Annotated in this window: 18 protein-coding genes and 1 riboswitch; of the genes, 2 read left to right on the top strand and 16 right to left on the bottom strand. The window is 38.6% G+C overall.

Translation table 11 applies throughout. From position 1 onward, the window contains the following. From CYJ36_RS15785 to CYJ36_RS15745, 9 genes are all read right to left on the bottom strand, one after another. Positions 1–597 carry a genetic competence negative regulator gene (locus CYJ36_RS15785; protein ID WP_101568230.1) on the bottom strand — a complete coding sequence of 199 codons (597 nt, stop codon included), beginning with the start codon at positions 595–597 and terminating at the stop codon, positions 1–3. 132 nt (positions 598–729) lie between these two features. Then, complete coding sequence (locus tag CYJ36_RS15780) at positions 730–1,644, bottom strand: MerR family transcriptional regulator (protein ID WP_101568229.1); 915 nt, start codon at positions 1,642–1,644, stop codon at positions 730–732. Between the two features lie 138 nt (positions 1,645–1,782). Beyond that, a complete protein-coding gene (locus CYJ36_RS15775; RefSeq protein WP_101568228.1) occupies positions 1,783–2,175 on the bottom strand; it encodes a hypothetical protein in 393 nt (130 codons plus the stop codon). A gap of 40 nt (positions 2,176–2,215) precedes the next feature. Further along, complete coding sequence (locus tag CYJ36_RS15770) at positions 2,216–2,851, bottom strand: CBS domain-containing protein (protein WP_101568227.1); 636 nt, start codon at positions 2,849–2,851, stop codon at positions 2,216–2,218. 67 nt (positions 2,852–2,918) lie between these two features. Beyond that, positions 2,919–3,377 carry a DUF2663 family protein gene (locus CYJ36_RS15765; protein ID WP_180850362.1) on the bottom strand — a complete coding sequence of 153 codons (459 nt, stop codon included), beginning with the start codon at positions 3,375–3,377 and terminating at the stop codon, positions 2,919–2,921. A gap of 109 nt (positions 3,378–3,486) precedes the next feature. Next, positions 3,487–4,167 (bottom strand): LysM peptidoglycan-binding domain-containing protein, encoded by a 681-nt coding sequence (locus CYJ36_RS15760; protein ID WP_180850361.1) that lies wholly within the window; start codon positions 4,165–4,167, stop codon positions 3,487–3,489. Continuing rightward, positions 4,154–4,756, bottom strand: a complete 603-nt coding sequence (locus tag CYJ36_RS15755) for a CPBP family intramembrane glutamic endopeptidase (protein ID WP_101568224.1) — start codon at positions 4,754–4,756, stop codon at positions 4,154–4,156. Before CYJ36_RS15755 ends, CYJ36_RS15760 begins: the two co-directional genes overlap by 14 nt. Positions 4,757–4,760: 4 nt before the next feature. Beyond that, on the bottom strand, positions 4,761–6,242 hold the full coding sequence (locus tag CYJ36_RS15750; protein WP_101568223.1) for a RecQ family ATP-dependent DNA helicase: 1,482 nt from the start codon (positions 6,240–6,242) through the stop codon (positions 4,761–4,763). Further along, a complete protein-coding gene (locus CYJ36_RS15745) occupies positions 6,239–7,300 on the bottom strand; it encodes a helix-turn-helix domain-containing protein (protein WP_180850359.1) in 1,062 nt (353 codons plus the stop codon). Before CYJ36_RS15745 ends, CYJ36_RS15750 begins: the two co-directional genes overlap by 4 nt. 293 nt (positions 7,301–7,593) lie before the next feature. Here CYJ36_RS15745 and CYJ36_RS15740 point away from each other — a divergent pair, with 293 nt between their 5' ends. Next, positions 7,594–7,842: a ferredoxin gene (locus tag CYJ36_RS15740; protein WP_029280187.1), complete on the top strand. Its 249-nt coding sequence runs from the start codon at positions 7,594–7,596 to the stop codon at positions 7,840–7,842. A 263-nt stretch (positions 7,843–8,105) separates the two neighbouring features. Here CYJ36_RS15740 and CYJ36_RS15735 read toward each other — a convergent pair whose 3' ends face one another. After that, a complete protein-coding gene (locus CYJ36_RS15735; RefSeq protein WP_101568221.1) occupies positions 8,106–8,687 on the bottom strand; it encodes an ECF transporter S component in 582 nt (193 codons plus the stop codon). Between the two features lie 153 nt (positions 8,688–8,840). Beyond that, positions 8,841–8,982, bottom strand: a riboswitch (FMN riboswitch). A 190-nt stretch (positions 8,983–9,172) separates the two neighbouring features. Between CYJ36_RS15735 and serA the strand changes: the two genes are divergently transcribed. Further along, complete coding sequence (serA, locus tag CYJ36_RS15730) at positions 9,173–10,750, top strand: phosphoglycerate dehydrogenase (protein ID WP_101568220.1); 1,578 nt, start codon at positions 9,173–9,175, stop codon at positions 10,748–10,750. A gap of 140 nt (positions 10,751–10,890) precedes the next feature. Here the strand turns inward: serA and CYJ36_RS15725 are convergent, their stop codons facing one another. The 6 genes from CYJ36_RS15725 to CYJ36_RS15700 all read right to left on the bottom strand — a co-directional run bounded on the left by CYJ36_RS15725 (position 10,891) and on the right by CYJ36_RS15700 (position 16,772). Next, positions 10,891–12,144 (bottom strand): ATP-binding protein, encoded by a 1,254-nt coding sequence (locus CYJ36_RS15725; RefSeq protein WP_101568219.1) that lies wholly within the window; start codon positions 12,142–12,144, stop codon positions 10,891–10,893. Between the two features lie 282 nt (positions 12,145–12,426). Beyond that, complete coding sequence (locus tag CYJ36_RS15720) at positions 12,427–13,239, bottom strand: histidinol-phosphatase (protein ID WP_101568218.1); 813 nt, start codon at positions 13,237–13,239, stop codon at positions 12,427–12,429. A gap of 66 nt (positions 13,240–13,305) precedes the next feature. Then, on the bottom strand, positions 13,306–14,166 hold the full coding sequence (locus CYJ36_RS15715) for a M23 family metallopeptidase (RefSeq protein WP_101568217.1): 861 nt from the start codon (positions 14,164–14,166) through the stop codon (positions 13,306–13,308). A gap of 224 nt (positions 14,167–14,390) precedes the next feature. Continuing rightward, positions 14,391–15,545, bottom strand: coding sequence for a hypothetical protein (locus CYJ36_RS15710; RefSeq protein ID WP_101568216.1), 1,155 nt, complete (start codon positions 15,543–15,545; stop codon positions 14,391–14,393). Further along, the gene (sigX, locus tag CYJ36_RS15705; RefSeq protein ID WP_101568215.1) at positions 15,542–16,078 is read right to left on the bottom strand and encodes an RNA polymerase sigma factor SigX; all 537 of its coding nucleotides are present in this window, start codon (positions 16,076–16,078) and stop codon (positions 15,542–15,544) included. Before sigX ends, CYJ36_RS15710 begins: the two co-directional genes overlap by 4 nt. A 115-nt stretch (positions 16,079–16,193) precedes the next feature. Then, positions 16,194–16,772, bottom strand: a complete 579-nt coding sequence (locus CYJ36_RS15700) for a cob(I)yrinic acid a,c-diamide adenosyltransferase (RefSeq protein ID WP_101568214.1) — start codon at positions 16,770–16,772, stop codon at positions 16,194–16,196. Positions 16,773–16,865 lie beyond the last annotated feature (93 nt).

Here is a 16,865-nt window from a genome sequence, read left to right as displayed (position 1 = left end):
CTATTTATTTTTACTCCAATAATAATGATAAAGCTGTTCGATTGCCTGTTCTGGTATTAAGCATTTTCCATATTCCTGCAGCCAATGAATGGAGATCATGGATGGATTTCCATACTCCGCAAGGATAGAGACTAGTGAATCGATTTCAATCGGCTGATGTTCATCAAGCATGAAGTAAAATCTATTCTGATAAGAATACACGGCTCCTTCTTTTATCCCTTGATGGCAGAGTGCATTCGATAATTGAATGATGTCTTCAAAATCCTCAAATTCAAAGATAATATCATAGCTTTGATCGAGACTGACCTGCATCTCAATGTAATCGTCTGCGTAATCTTCATCAACCTCTTCTTCCTCATGGTTTTTCGTCACGATAATGACCATCCCCTGAGCTTGAAGAGAGTATACTTCTACAGCAATTGGACCGATTGCTTCAAACCCTAATTCCTCACTTGCTTCATCCATCATTTCCCGAAAAAGCTGGTGCACTTTTAGAGAATCTTTCCATAAGTCTTCTTTCGTAAGACCTCTGTCCATCAGATCGTCTATAGTTAAGAAGATTTTGATTTTGTTATAGTTCAATCGCTCTAGCCGCATCCCTTACCCTCCTGCCGTCAGAACGCCCTTTTCCTTATCATATGAAATGTAGGTGGGATGGTTCATTGATTTTGTAACAAGTTTACACTCTCTTATGGAGTTTAGACAAGCAAAAGATTCTGGAATAAGAAGTTAGACGGAAAGACGTTCCTTCAGCCATTCATCCCACTGGTTTTTCGTGTCTCCGACGAATAAGGTTTCATAATTTTCCTGCTTTACTTTTGGGGCTATGTTAAATCCAGTTCCCCCGAGTCCGATAATCAGCTTTTCATATTTTTTTGACAATTCATTAACCGTATCAACTGTTTTTGCTACATTTTCCTTCATTGTACAGGAAAAAAATAAAAATCTTGGTTTGACTTCTTCAAGGACGCTATCAATATCCCCTTCAGCAATGCTTGTCCCAAGATAAATCACTTCAAATCCTTTTCTTCTTAAATACAATGTAAAAATAAGCAGGCCTAATTCGTGCAATTCGCCAGGTCCGCATACAGATACAACTTTTGGAAGCAGGCCATTTACCGGCAGTGTGTGGAGGATAATTCCGATGCGGGAGCGAAGAAAGGAGGAAGCAAAGTGCTCATGCGCAGATGTTATTTTCCCGTTTTCCCACGAGTCCCCTATTTTCACAAGTACTGTTCCCAGAATATCAATAAGCACTTTATCAATTGAATAAAGGCTAAACGCTTTATTTAATAGCTCATGAGCATGATTTTCATCAAAACTAAGCAATGCTTCCAATAGTTCCTCTGTTAAGTCCAGAGCATAATCAGGTGTGCTCCCTGGAATAGTGACGGGCTCTTCACTGGTCAGATCGCTGTTATCCAATAAATTCACAGCCTGGCTGATTGTAAAGCCTTTATTCACTTTGTTAATCAGCCATTTTAAAATTCTTATATGTTCCTCTGTATATAAACGGTGACCTGAATCATTTCGAACCGGTGCAATCATATTATAGCGTCTTTCCCAAGCTCTTAATGTTCCTGGTTGGATTCCAAGCATTTTGGAAACTGCCTTAATGTTGTATTTGCCTTCTTGACTAGACATATCTAATCCTCCAATAACAATAATCACTGTAGTAAAAGTATATAGGATTAAACAGTACGTGTAAACTTTGTATAACAAATGAATAATCACTGCTGATATCAGCAGTGATCTGCTTTCACTAGTATGTACTTCTTAATGCTAGTAAGCATTTTTCAGAGAATATCTCTTCCTGTTTATTGTGGCAAGTCCATAGATGACTGTAAAACCCGCTAACATCAATGTTTGCCAAAATCCTATTTGAAATAATATATAAAATTGAATAAAAACACAATAATTAATCGCAGTTTCCAGCACATTTCCTTCATTTTTCAGCAGAATCCCGATCGTAAGTCTCCATGCCTCTTTTAATAGATAAGCGTTTAGCATGAATCCTGCTGTAAATAGAAGCATTGAAAAAAATGATTTTAACGGATTTAATACAAGATGCATCATAAATTCAGGCAAATAAAAAGGCAGCTGTACTGTAATCCACTGACAGACAAGATAACCTGATAAAAATCCAAGTATTAAACATACCGCTGATTTTAACAAAAAAATCCCTCCCCTACACTTTTATGTAGGAAAAGGATCTTTATTCATCTTCATGAATATCAAGCACTCTGAAACCTGCTTTCTCAATTCTTTCAATAAAGCGCTGAATATTGTCCTTTTTTTCGATTTTCATGACAATTCTTCTGACCATCTGTTCTGTTTCATCAAACGTAACAAGTGAAATGATCTCTTCGTGAAATTGTTTTGCAAGCTCTGTCAGCCTTGCAATCCGCCCTTCCGTCTCAACAGAAGTAAATGCAATGCGTACACCTTTCTTATTCATTCCAAAGGCACTTTGAAATTGTTCAAGAACGTCATATCTTGTAACAACTCCAAGAAACTCCTTTTCTTTTCCTACAACTGCAATCAAGGGAAAATCCTTAAGTTTCAGCAGCGTTTTTTCAAAGATTTCTTTCCCTTCAAGGAAAACATCGCCATGTATGGCTATCTCTTCAGCTGCTGTATTTTTCAAAAACAGTTCTTTTTGGACATTGGAATGGAAGTATTGCTCATACAGATGGTACCTGGTGATGACACCTATGTACGAGGTCCCCTTTAAAACTGGTATACCATCGATTTTATGAGTTTCCAGCTTTTCAAGTACTTTCAACAGGGAATCCTCTGCTTCTGCATGAAACGTTCTTCCTTTTGGAATCATTGTACTTTTCACAAACATCGCATCACCTCATTCACGTTTTAGCTTACCTTCAAGATTGTTTGCTAAACTCCTTTAAAGCAAGTCATTATTTACTCTCGAAATACAAATTAATGTCAAAATTCTTTTTCATCATGTCATAGACTTCAGCTCTCTTTTTCCAATGGTACGGCTGCGGCCAGAGTTCAGAGCTTTTTCTGATAATCTCTGTCCTTAAGCCATGATATTCTTTCTCATACTTCTCTTCCTTTTTCTTATGATAGTGGGCCGTTGCATAACTTGCACCAATGATCAAAATGATGAAAAAATGAAAGGAATTTCCGACTAGCTCCCCTAGCATGTATGAAATATTGGTCCCGTTTGGAATGACTGTGAACTGGTAAAAATAAAGTAAAAAAAACATGCCTCCCGAAAGAGTAAAAAGCTGCCATCTAAAACAGTTTCTTTTATAGCGGTCATATTTTCGTTTTTTATTCAGCACGCTTTGCAGCATTTGTTTTGTTGCTAAATCCGTTGAATCATTAAGCAGCTGTATTTGTTTTTCCAAACCGCTCACACCCCTACCGAAATGTCTTTTCTTTCTATAGATTATATGATGTTGTCCAATATGATATGAAACTAGGAAAAGAAAAAACGCATGATGTGATTCCATGCGTTTATTGTTTAATGGGTATTTTAAGGACCTGTCCTTCAAATACGCTGTCCCCGCTTAGCTGGTTCCACTGTTTGATCAGCGCTTCACCTGAGCGGTCACTGTAATATTTAATTGAGATCCTGAATAGGTTTTCTTCTGGACCGACAGTATGTTCAATGATTTTATAATCTTCCTTCTGCTGCTTTGGTTCTGGTTTTGGTTCTGGTTTTGGTTCTGGCAATTCTTTTTTTGGCTCTGGATCCTGTACAACAGGTACTGTTTTCTTTTGTTCTGGCTGTGCAGATGCTGTTAGAGCATCCGATTCATCACTTTGAACAGAGCCCACAGCAGCTTCAGCTGTATTTTCTTCAGGATCTTCTAAAGATTGCTCATCAGGCTGCTCAGATTCTTCCTCGTCATCACCATACTTAATTAGTACATCTTCATAATCGGAAATATTTTCGCCATTGACCGTTTTAGAACGGTTATCGAAATATGAAATACTATAGTAAAAAAGGATCGGCAGCAGGAAAAAAAATAAGGCCAGTAAACTTATCGCAGGATATTTATATTTTGACTTTTTCTTCTCTTTCTTTTTATGAATTTCGCTTCTTGATGGATAGCTTCCTGTCTTAGACTTGTATTCATCAATTACCTTCTGTCTTAATGTATCAGCTTGATCAGAATTTTCATTTTTGTTCAATTTGTTCACCTCCGTTAATGAATTGCAAACGAATTTGAATGGCAAAGACTAAATCAATTATAAAATGAGCAAAGACTGTTACAAATAAATTGCCCGTCCAATCGTAAACAAATCCAAGCAAAATACTAATCAACATAACCATACTAAATAATAAAACTTTTGTTAAATAACGAAAATGCAATACGGCAAATATTATACTTGCCGTCCAGATTCCGAATTGGGTCTGGATGACACCCCGAAACAAAAGCTCCTCAGTAAACGAAATGAAAAGACAAAGAATAAAGATGTGCGGTATAGATCGATTCCTAAACATCTTTTCATTGATTCCGCCATCATCGTACCATTTTTCAGGCATAGTCTTCATAATGAGCCAATCCATAAATACTACAATGACTGCGGTAAATCCTCCGATAATAAGGATTTGTGAAATCTCTGGTTTCCAAATTATTTTAAAATCAGACATACTATTAAATAACATCATACTCAATATGACCGAAATTGTAAGTAGTAAAATTTGAGTAAAATAGAGCTGCTGCAGCAATTGCTGATCTGACAGTCTTTTCACAAGTTCATTTTGGCGCTTAAACATTTCATCACTCGCTTTGGCCGAAAATAGCCTTTAGTTCCAATCTCCAGTTAAGAGGTTTTTCAATTTCTGACTTCTCTTCTCTTTCCATAAATGACAATAGGGAAAGTCCGCACCTGTCACAGCACATTTTCTGTGAAAGGATGTTTTCTTCATGAAAATAGCTGATAATCCCTTTTCGTCTGCAGTCCTTCGAATGAAGCCATTTTAACACAGCATTCAGCTTTGATTTTTTGAACTTGAGCCGCTCTTCAATTTTTGAATAGATTTCTGCTGCAGCTTTTTTTTCATTATGATACAAAGGATAGGTGAGCCCATCTAAATGATGGAGAATAAATCTCCCTTGAGTCTCCGTAATCGCTGTCCGCCCAAATACATCCTCTTCTGTTAACCCGTCAGCTTTAGTTAGAAGATGAAGCGCCTCATGAAGCTGTTCATAGTTCGAAAACTCTGATTGGAGCAAGGTTAACTGAATATCCATATCACCCTGGCTAATAAGAGAAATAGCCGCACTTGGCAAGCCATCTCTTCCTGCTCTTCCAATTTCTTGCACATATGATTCCATTTGCGAAGGAAAATGAAAATGGATCACATATCTGACATTGGGTTTGTTGACACCCATTCCAAATGCATTCGTACAGCAAACAACATCCAGCTGATCATAAATAAACTGCTGCTGGATAAGCGTACGCTGTTCCTGTTCCATCCCAGCATGATAATAGGCAGAATGTTGTATGCCTTCCATTTTTAAAAATTGAGCAAGGTTTTCAGTCCATTTTCGGCTGGAGCAGTAGATAATCCCAGGACCTTTCAATGATCGCACAAGCTCTGACACTCTTTTCATTTTATCATCAAGAGAAAGGCATTCCTCAATCGCGATGGCAATATTGGTGCGGTTTACAGATTGAATATGTTTTTTTACATCCTTCATTTGCAGTGATTTTTCGATATCTATTAGCACATCAGGTGTGGCTGTTGCAGTTAAAGCTAAACATGGAGCTCCGCCAAGCTGTCTTCTTATTCTTCCGAGTTTAGAGTAATCAGGTCTGAAGTCATGTCCCCATTGTGAGATACAATGTGCTTCATCAACTACAAACAATGAAATTTCCACATTGCTTAACGCCTCTGCTACTGCTTCTGACTGCAGGATCTCAGGAGAAACAAAAATATATTTGTATTGATTCAGGTTCATTAACGCCCTTTGCCTCCCGAGATAAGACAGCGTGCCGTTTAATCCAATCACTCTCTTTTCCCCCCGCAGCCTGATCTGCTGTATCTGGTCTTCCATCAATGAAAGCAGAGGTGAGATAATTAAAACCCTTCCTTCTAGCAGATAAGCAGGCAGCTGATAGCAAAGTGATTTACCGCCTCCTGTCGGAAGCATTGCCAGTACGTCGTGACCGTTTAAGACATCATTTATTATCTCTTCTTGGCCATTCCGAAAGTGGCTATATCCAAAATGGCGTTCTAATATATGCTGTACGTTCATGACTGCCTCCTTATCCGAGTAAATGCAAGTCTGATCTGGAAATACGAATATTCATCATGTAACGCTTCTTTTACAGCTCTAAGCTGATGTGTTTGTAATTCTTTGATTTTGTCAGCGATGATTAGCAAATGATCATCATTTAAAAACATGGAGATATCAAATGTACCATCATTCAAAGCGATTTCTACAACATGATCCTCGATTGTACTGTGCTTCAAATTGCGTATATTTGAAATTTCCTCTAATGATTTACCTAAATGGATCAATTGAAGAGTTTTGGAGGTGGATTCAGTAAGAGGATTTACTTTAGAAAGGTCTCTGATCATTTGGAATAGCATTGGAAAAGGCGAATGAGGCTTCATGCATTGTTCCATCATACGGTGAATGATGTTCCAAAACGTAATCTTTATATAATCTGCATCCTCATTGAATATTTCTGCAAGCTGTTCAAACGTTGATCCAATCCGATCATGTGAGGTAAGTCTATAGACAAAAATTTCTGCTTCTCTCTTTGTAAAAGCCTGAAGCTGAAGCAGCAATTCGTTATGTATTAATTCTGAAAGCCGCTTCTTGCTGACAGTTGAACGCTTTAAAAATTGCTTGACCCACCCCAATACTCTTTCGTCTTTTGTAACCGGCAAATATTTCTTGCTGCCGGAGGAATCATGGGATAATACTTGGGTAATCAGCATGAGCCTTTTCCAAAAAACAAATCCTCCTGATCCATAAATAGTTCCATTTAAACTAGAAGGAATCGGGTGTGTGTTTAATGTGTTCACCAATACATTATTCGCTGAATAGGTTAGTACATAAGCATCGTTTTCATCATGATATAAATAACCTTCTGAAATCAGCCTTTTCATATCCGCATCAAACTTTTCCCTTGGCAGCGACGGATACATTCCAAATAAATTGGACAAGTGGAAAAGTTTGCTGTCCTGAATGGTTTGCGATGATTTTTTGCCTTTCAGTAAATGATAAACGGCAGAAGGAGACCGCTCTCCGCCAAATTGATTCAAACAATTTAAATAGAGAATATCCAAGTAATTTAGACTCATCAACATCACCTTACACTTTTTGACACGATTCGTGCATTATCTCTATTGTATCAGATTCCAGTATGAAAATGGCGTTTAAACTTATTCATAAAGGGTACCTTAAATACTATAAAGCCTTGTATGATAAGCATTCTCAATGTATTTTTCTATTGAAAAGTTTCGAAAACAGTTTTACAATGGATAAATATAAAGAGGTACGAACTCGTTCCCGTTTGATTTTTAGGGCTGCACGCTGACAAACGAATGAATGTACCATATCATATAGTGTAATCATTTCAGAGGAGGTTTTATTGATGGCAAAGTATACAATTGTTGACAAAGATACTTGCATTGCTTGCGGTGCATGTGGAGCTGCTGCACCAGACATTTACGATTATGACGATGAAGGCATTGCATTTGTAACACTTGATGATAACCAAGGTATTGTTGAAGTACCTGAAATTTTAGAGGAAGACATGATGGATGCTTACGAAGGCTGTCCGACTGATTCCATTAAAATTGCTGATGAGTCATTTGACGGCGACGCTTTAAAATTCGAATAGAAAATCAAAGCCCTCTGCGGAATCCGCAGAGGGTTTTTTATTGTTTAGGAAATTATAAAATGCAACAAGTTGTGGATAATGAAATAAAGTTATCTACTGCAAGCTCCGGCGCCTAGCTCACTGTGAAAAAGACAATTGCTCAGGAGAAGGCAAAAAGCGCCTTCTCCGCTTAAATGACACTTGATTCTCAGGTGCGTCATTTAACCCAGGTCAATTCCTATTTTCTTCGCGAGCTGACCAAGGCGCCCTCTCGCTTTTGTTCTTTATGCTGCCCGTTTATAGTTCGCTTGTGCATGGATCCATGTTTTAAGCTTCGCGAATATAGCCATAAACACAACTGCCATCACAATTCCTTTAATTATGTTAAACGGCAAAATTCCTGTTGCAATCAGCGCACGCATTTCTGGTCCTGCCATTGCCGGTGCATTCATGAACCAGGTGTAAGCCGGAAGGAACAAATAGTAATTTAAAATACTCATGACTCCTGCCATAACGACCGTTCCAATTGACAGACCAATTGCAAGGCCTCTCATTGAGTTCATCTTACGATACATATAAGACGCAGGCAGTATATATAAAACCCCTGCAATAAAATTAGCCAGCTCTCCGACAGGAACTCCTGTCGCATTTCCCATAATGATATAATGCAGAATGTTTTTTATGGCTTCAACCATAATTCCGGCTCCAGGACCAAACAGTACGGCTGCAATAATAGCCGGTACATCTCCAAAATCAAGCTCTAAAAAGCTTGAAAAGCCAATCGGGAAGTTAAAAATCATTAATATGAATCCTATACTGCTCAGCATCGCAATTGCGACTTGTTTCTTCAACTTGCTTTCTTGCATGTTACTCTCTCCCTTTTTCGATCCATCCGGAAAGAAAGGAAACGTCCTGCTTCTTCCTTACAAAAATAAAACCCTTTGCACGTAAATGAGCAAAGGGAGAATTTTTTGAAAGGTTAAATAAACGGTTAAAATTAACATTTTAATCGTCAGAACCTCCATCTTCTCCCATCCAGACTATACTGTCGGCTCTGGAGTCTCACCAGATCCTGCCAAACTGCAAACGGCTCGCGGGCTTAGAAATAAAACGCATTTCATCACCGCCGGTCGGGAATTGCACCCTGCCCCGAAGATAGACCATATTATTTTGTTTTCGAGATAAGTATACTTCATACCTTGCATTTTGTGAATCAAAATGCTCAAAATCATTACTATCATTGTTTTCCATTTACAATTTCTTTACCCTTTTAACGCTTTACCGTTATTGACATAATAATCTTAATATGATAAATTATCTGATATTTACAGTACACCTTAGGGGGAAAATCATGTATCGAATTTTAGTTTCAGATTCAATGAGTGCAGAGGGTCTGCAGCCTTTACTGCTCGCCCAAAATGTGGAAGTTATTCAAAAAAAAGCTGCGGATGCAGAAGATGAGCTGCATACGTTTGACGCTCTGCTGGTCAGAAGCGCAACAAAAGTGACTGAGGAATTAATCTCAAAAATGACGTCACTGAAGATGGTCGCAAGAGCCGGGGTTGGAATCGATAACATTGATCTTGACGCCGCTACAAAGTATGGAGTTGTTGTCATTAATGCTCCTGACGGAAATACCATTTCGACAGCTGAACATACTTTCGCGATGATGACCTCTCTTCTGCGCCATATTCCGCAGGCTAATGTATCAGTCAAATCAAATGAGTGGAATCGCACAGCGTTCGTAGGAACAGAGCTTTATGGAAAAACGTTAGGTATTGTCGGTTTAGGAAGAATTGGAACAGAGATTGCCAAACGCGCTCAAGCTTTTGGAGTAAATGTCCTCGTTTTCGATCCATTCTTGACCCGTGACCGCGCTGCAAAAATTTCAGTTAAAAGTGCAAGTTTAGATGAACTCCTTGAACAGGCAGACATCATTACCGTTCATACACCGCTCACAAAAGAAACACGAGGTTTAATCGGTGCTGAATCTTTACCTAAAACAAAAAAAGGCGTTTATTTGCTCAATTGTGCACGAGGCGGAATCATTGATGAAGCAGCAATTATTCCCTATTTAGAAAGCGGGCATATTGCAGGTGTTGCACTTGATGTTTTTGAAACAGAACCTCCAGTTGATCATCCGCTATTGCGCTATGACAATGTTATTGCTACACCGCATTTAGGGGCATCCACTAAAGAAGCCCAGTTAAATGTCGCTGCACAGGTGGCACAGGATGTTCTTGATTTTCTAGATGGAAAGATGGTTACAACCTCTGTCAACCTGCCGACATTAACAAAAGAAGTTTTTGAAAAAATTCAGCCCTTTTATAAGCTGGCCAAAAAAATGGGCAACGTTGTCTCACAATGCATGAAGGAGCCTGTACATGAAATAGCTATTCAATATGAAGGATCCGTTGCTGAACTTGAAACTTCTTTTATTACTAAAAGCTTAATTTCCGGTTTTTTAACACCGCGTGTCGCATCAAACGTAAATGAAGTCAACGCAGGAATGATTGCAAAAGAACGCGGAATCAGCTTCAGTGAAAAGATTACTTCAAATCAGTCTGGCTATGCCAATTGCATAACCGTAACAATTTATGGAGATCAAACAACATTTGAAATGAAAGGGACACATATCCCTCAATACGGTGAGCGAATTGTCGGCATAAACTCATTTAATATTGATTTCTATCCTACTGGTCATCTCATATACATTCAGCACACAGATAAACCTGGGGTCATTGGACGTGTCGGACGTATTCTCGGAGACCATGAAGTAAACATCGCGACCATGCAGGTTGGCCGTAAAAATGTCGGAGGAGAAGCGATCATGATGCTTTCCTTCGACCGTTCATTAGATGACGCCTTGCTGAAAACACTTTCTGAAATTGAAGATATTGTTTCCATCAGAGCGATTGAACTGCAATAAATAAGAAAAACGCAAGCGCCTTGGAAAATAGCAAGTTCACAGGGTAGGCGCAGCCTTTTCTTTAGAAATTGTCTTTTGCTAAGCGAGCTAGGGTTTTCCTATAACTAGAAAAAACAGAGAGCAACATTGCTCTCTGTTTTCTATTTTCTTATCATAGGAATCTCAATTTCAACTTTTGTTCCTTCTCCGACCTTGCTTTCAAAAGAAATTTTCCCATTGTGCGATTCAATGATCCGGTAGCTTACTGTTAAACCAAGCCCTGTTCCTTTTTCTTTAACGGAATAAAAAGGTTCTCCTAACCTCTTAAGCCTTTCTTCCTCCATACCGCTGCCATCATCTGAGATGACGACTTTCACGCGTTCCCGGCGATGGAAAACTTTAATATCAATTGTGCTGGAGCTTGCTTCTATTGAATTCTTGATTACATTAATAAACACTTGCTTCAGCTGATTAGGCTCGCAATCCATTTCAGGCATTCCGACAGCTGGCTGATAATTAATTTTAACGTTATACATATTGGCCTCTGATTCTAAGAGAGAGATGACATTGAACACCAGATCATTTAAACTCGTTTTTTTAAATAAGATCTCCTGCGGTTTTGCAAGGACAAGCAGCTCGCCGACAATTTGATTAATCCGGTCAAGCTCCCCCTCCATAATTTCATAATACGTTCTGTTCACACTGTCATTCTTATTCATCAGCTGAACAAAGCCTTTAAGCGATGTCAAGGGATTCCTGATTTCGTGGGCTACACTTGCAGCCAAGCCCCCGACAACGCTTAATTTTTCCGCTTTTTGCAATCGGTCCTCAGCCGCTTTCATTTGAGTAATATCGCGTCCGATAACAACCAAAGCTTTTCTTGATCCGTCTTCATTAAACAATGGAACCTTTATCGTATCAAACGTTTTAAAGTTTCCATCAGGCAAAGGAATCATTTCTTCGCTGCGTGAAACAGCCCCGCTTTTCCAAGTGAGCTCATCTGATTCTTCACAATAGCGAAGTGCCTCCTGGTAAAACTCGCTATACTCCGCAAGCTCAGAGTCCTTCTTCCCTTTATAGTCCACACCTTGAAGCTGAAATAATTCCAGGCCAAAAGTATTCACTTCAATCCATCTGCCCTGTCCATCTTTAAAATTAACAAAGTCAACCATTGAATTGATCAAAGAGAGCAGTTTTTCCTTCTCACGCTCTAATTCTTGAATTTGTTCATTTTTATTAATTAAATAATAAATAAAAACACCAGTGAAGAGAATAAAAACAACAGCTTTAAATTTTGAGATCAAAATAAACATGAAAATATCATAATTTAAAAATGATAGCAGATGATCTGTTCCGAACACCCAGATAATACTTATCAAAATATATATATATAGAATTTTTTTCTTTTTCGACATGATCGTCTCCTGTAAAAATGTGTGTAGATATCCATTTTACTATTAAACCGGACCAGATAGGTAGATATAGTTTAAAATCATTTATTTCCAAGTACAAAAGCGCAGGCGCCCTGGCCAGCTCGCTGCGAAAATAGGAATTTCACAGGGAAGGCGCTTTTTGCCAATACTTTTGTGAATTTTTTTCACCGTATACCTAATCGCCGAATTGGACGGAGATATCCAAAATATCTTACAACACAAAAAAGTGTTATTTCAAAAATGAAATAACACTGCACGATATGTCTATTTAAGCGGAACTTCCTTTCGAACTCCTTTTTGAAACGTCATTAATGAGGAATAGCCAACTTTTTTCGCGAGTGCGATCGCTTGGTCATAGTCCGCACCAACGTCCTCTGGCACATGGGCATCCGATGAAAGCACGATCGGAATTTCCTTCTGAAAACACATGGTTAGAAGCCGTTCATCAGGATACAGCTCTCCTACCGGCTTTCTTAAACCGGCAGTACTGATTTCCACGCATGTTTTTGATGAAGCTAACGCATCGGTTGCCCGGTCATATTGCTGCAGCAAAAACTCTTCATCGTTAGGTACATAATTAAAGATCTTAACTAAATCAAGATGCCCGACAATATCAAACAAATCCGACTGGGCGAGCGTTACAACCTGTTCGAAGTATTTTTCATAGACATCGTTTACATTGCGCTTGTCCCACTCATGGAGATATTCTTTTAAATCAATTCCAAAGTTATCGACCCAGTGAATGGATCCTATTACATAATCAAAATCGTATGTATCTATGAAAGCTTTCATTTCAGCGTGTTTTCCTGGAGTATAATCCATCTCAATCGACATTTTAACATCAATATCACGACTCCATGCTTCCTTAAAAAGATTAACATAGTCATTCATATCGTAATAGCGTCTTTCTTCAACCCATGGATTGCTGAGAATATCTTTCGTTTGATAAAAATGATAGGCATGCTCCGAAATTCCGAAATGCTGAATCCCTTTTTTCTGAGCTTCATTTGTAAATTGCTTCAAATAATCCAGTGTCAAGCTGCCTCGTTCTAAATGATTATGATAGTCTGTCCGCATCGTCTGCCCCCCGTAAGTTTTGTCTATTATATCTTTTTTTGGGTTTTGTGACAATGCATATTCACTTTATTCTGAAGAACCTGAATTCTTTGTAATCATTAAATGCTGCAAAGGAAAAATGACTTCTGTTTTTAAGTTGTTTTCTTTCTTTAATTGATGTATCGAAACGTCAAACTGATCTGCAATGGAGTAGAGTGTATCCCCTTTTTTCACAGTGTATGTATTCGCTTCTAGCCTTTCATTTATGTAAAGCTTCTGACCAGCCATAATTTCATTAGACTTTAGCTGGTTCAGCTCTTTCAGAGACTCAACAGAGGTTCTGTGTGCAGCTGAAATACTCCATAGTGTATCACCTTTTTTCACCGTGATCTGCATGGACCCGTCAAGCTGAGCTGCAGGCTTTGTCATCGCTGGCATTGCTTCAATCGTATTCGCTGCTACCATTAGAAATGGATCAACAGCATTTTTTTTATCTAATGTCCAATTTCCCTTATGTACTTCAAAATGAAGATGTGTTCCTCTCGATAAACCTGTATTGCCGATCGTGCCAATCTTCTGGCCTTTTTTCACCTTCGCAGACTCTGCAACAGAGCGTTTGTGCAAATGGGCATATACCGTCTCGTATCCTTCAGGATGCTGAATAAATACTACGTTCCCATACGTATCTGAATAATAGGATTTTGTAACAATCCCTTCTTGAACAGCTAAAATCTTTGTTCCTTCAGGAGCCGCAATATCGATGCCTTTATGTTTTCCGCTTCTTGTCCCAAATGTATCAGTAATAGTGCCCCTGATTGGGTGCGACCAATTTATTTCTGAAGCCCCTGATGATTCTTCTGCTTTTGCTTGAGTTCCGCTTACGAATAAAAGAACGATGCATACTCCTACTAATAGTGCGATTGATAACCTTCTTAACAAATCTAACATATTCTCCCCCTAGATTTATGTTTGACCCAAATTGACCAATATTAGTATTATGCAGCAATTTCCATTTCATACATAAAAATGTAAAATAAAAACGTTATTTTGCATAAATAAGAACTTTTAGGACCGAGATAACCATCTTGTGATCCACGATCAATCGTTTATAAAGGTTCCCGCACCATAAAAAAGAACCTCAGCTTCATAAGCTGCGGCTCGCACATAATGTTTTATTTCACATCTACCGGATTAGGGGAAAATGGAACGGGAACGGCATTCGTAACATCCATTTCTCCAACTCTTTCAACATTTAAACCTTCAAATTTCACATTTTCATATCCAAATTCTTTTGCTGTCAGTAAAATGGCTTCAAGCATCAGTGTATCTGTTTCGTTATCTTCAATAGTAGATTCATTCGTAAATTCGATGATGACATCTTCATCTTTTTCTTTAATATTTTTTATCATAACTGATTTTTCGATGACAGGTTTTAATCCAAGCGTCCCATTTTCTTTCATGGCTGAGAGAGCTTCAGATAATTTATTAAAAGGAAGGATTGATGGTGCAAGGAGTTTAGGAGCTTCCATACTCTCCTGGTAGAGAAAGTAACCTTTTCGCTTTTCTTTGCTCAGGGTCTGCCCTTCCTTAAACCCATAGGCACCAAGTTCAATTCCTTTTTTTCCGTCTTTAAAGTATTCTGCTTCTTCAATCCCCTGCCAGCGAAACGATTCTTCAATGCCTTCAGCAAATAATTTATTTTCACTTTCAACAGCAGATTGAGCATACGAATTTTCATTTACATTAATTAATAGCTCTTTTGTTGTTCCTTCAGCATATTGAATGTCTGTTCCTGTCAATGAGGAAGAACTTAATCCAAGAGGTGCCGGGTCCAATGTTGCTAGTAAAGATTTATATTGATCTAAATAATTTCCGCTTTTCTCTGTCTGGATGCTGATTGGAATCATGTTTTGAACTTGCAGATCGGGATAAGCGAGGGTAACAATGGAAAATTTATCTTCTTCACGTGCAACAAAGGTGCTTTTTTCCGGCTGCGGCTGTATTGAAAGCTCTGCTTCACTTTTATAAGCCGAGTCCTGTACTGATTGTTTTGCCTGCTCATTACTTGCCATATCCATGTTTGAGTCTGATTTATTGCTCTCATTTGATTGAAATTGATTTAAGAAGTAAGGTGACATTAATAATAGAATAAAAAGTGCGGCAACACTGGCGAAAGCAGGCGTTATCCATACCTTCCCCTTCTTGTGCTTTGTTTCTTTTTCTGAAATATGAGCAAAAATTTCAGATGAAGTTCGCTGATCCTTAATGGACGGCAGCTGTTTTAGGGCATTGACGAGCTGATCTTCATTCCAATTCTTTTTATTCATCCTTTTATGATCTCCTCCTTTCTCTCAGTGTTGTCAATTAAATGATTTTTTAATGCTTTTAATGCACGGTGCTGAGTTGTTTTCACTTTACTTTCCGTCCATTTAAGAGCTGAAGCCGTCTCTGCGATAGACAACCCCTGAAGATAGCGCAAAATAATGACAGAGCGCTGATCGACAGTACATCTATCAAGTGAATGGTAGATTTGCTGCATTTCTTCGTTTTGTGCAGCTACTTCATCCGGCAGAGGCTGAACATCCTGGATTTGCTGACGATCCCAGTCAAATTTCTCAAGAATTCGCTGCTTCAAGTTTTTTTGCTTCCGAAACCAGTCGATGGCGACATGACGTGAAATAGAAAGAATCCATGTTTTTTCACTGCTTCTGCCTTCAAAACTGTCGTAAGATTTTAAAATGCGTATATATACTTCTTGAACGAGGTCTTCAGCCTGCTCACGATTTTTCACCATATAAAATAAGAACTGAAAAATATCCTGGTGATACTTTTCATAGATTCTCTGAAAGGCCTCTTCCATGAATGAACCCCCGATCAAACAATTAGTCGATTTTTTAGTTAAAAAGTTACAACTTTAACTATATAATGACGCAAAACAAAAAGGAAGGTGCTGCCTTCCTCATTTTCCAACTTTTTTATGACTGTTTGGGCTTTGTAAAAACGATTGCGCTTCTTTCGTATTCGACATCTTTAGAACCGAGCCGTGCATTTGCCACTCTTGCAGCTGCAAAGAAATAGTCTGAGAGCCTATTCATGTAGGTTAAAACTTGATCATTAATCTCTGTTTGCTTCTGCAAGGATACAATGCACCGTTCTGCACGTCTTGCTACTGTTCTTGCGATGTGAATAGCCGATGCTGCCTGTGTGCCGCCTGGAAGGATAAAACGCTGTAATGGAGGTGCTTCTGCGGTATATTGATCAATTCTTTCTTCCAGAAATGCAACCATGTCAGCCGTTGTTTTATACGGATGTTTCTGCTTGCCATGAATAACGGCGAGATCGCTGCCGCAATCAAATAGCTCATGCTGTATCTTTTCAAATTCATGATACAGATCAATCAGGTTTCCCCCCTGAAGCCATGTCATCGCAAGTCCTACAAATGAATTGACTTCATCAATTGTGCCGTATGCTTCGACTCTTAAATCATCTTTATCGACCCGTCCTCCTATAATGCTTGTTTTTCCTTTATCGCCGGTTCGTGTATATAAGTTCATTTAAAACAGCCCCTTTATTTTTATAGGCTCTTTTCGTAAACATTGTAGCTTTTGCAAGTGAGTAAAAAATCGGGTTTTAGACTTTTTACACTA

It is taken from the genome of Bacillus sp. UMB0893, assembly GCF_002858905.1.
Taxonomy (GTDB): domain Bacteria; phylum Bacillota; class Bacilli; order Bacillales; family Bacillaceae; genus Bacillus_P.
Note: the sequence above shows the minus strand (reverse complement) of the source record. Positions and strands in the feature narration are given on the sequence as shown.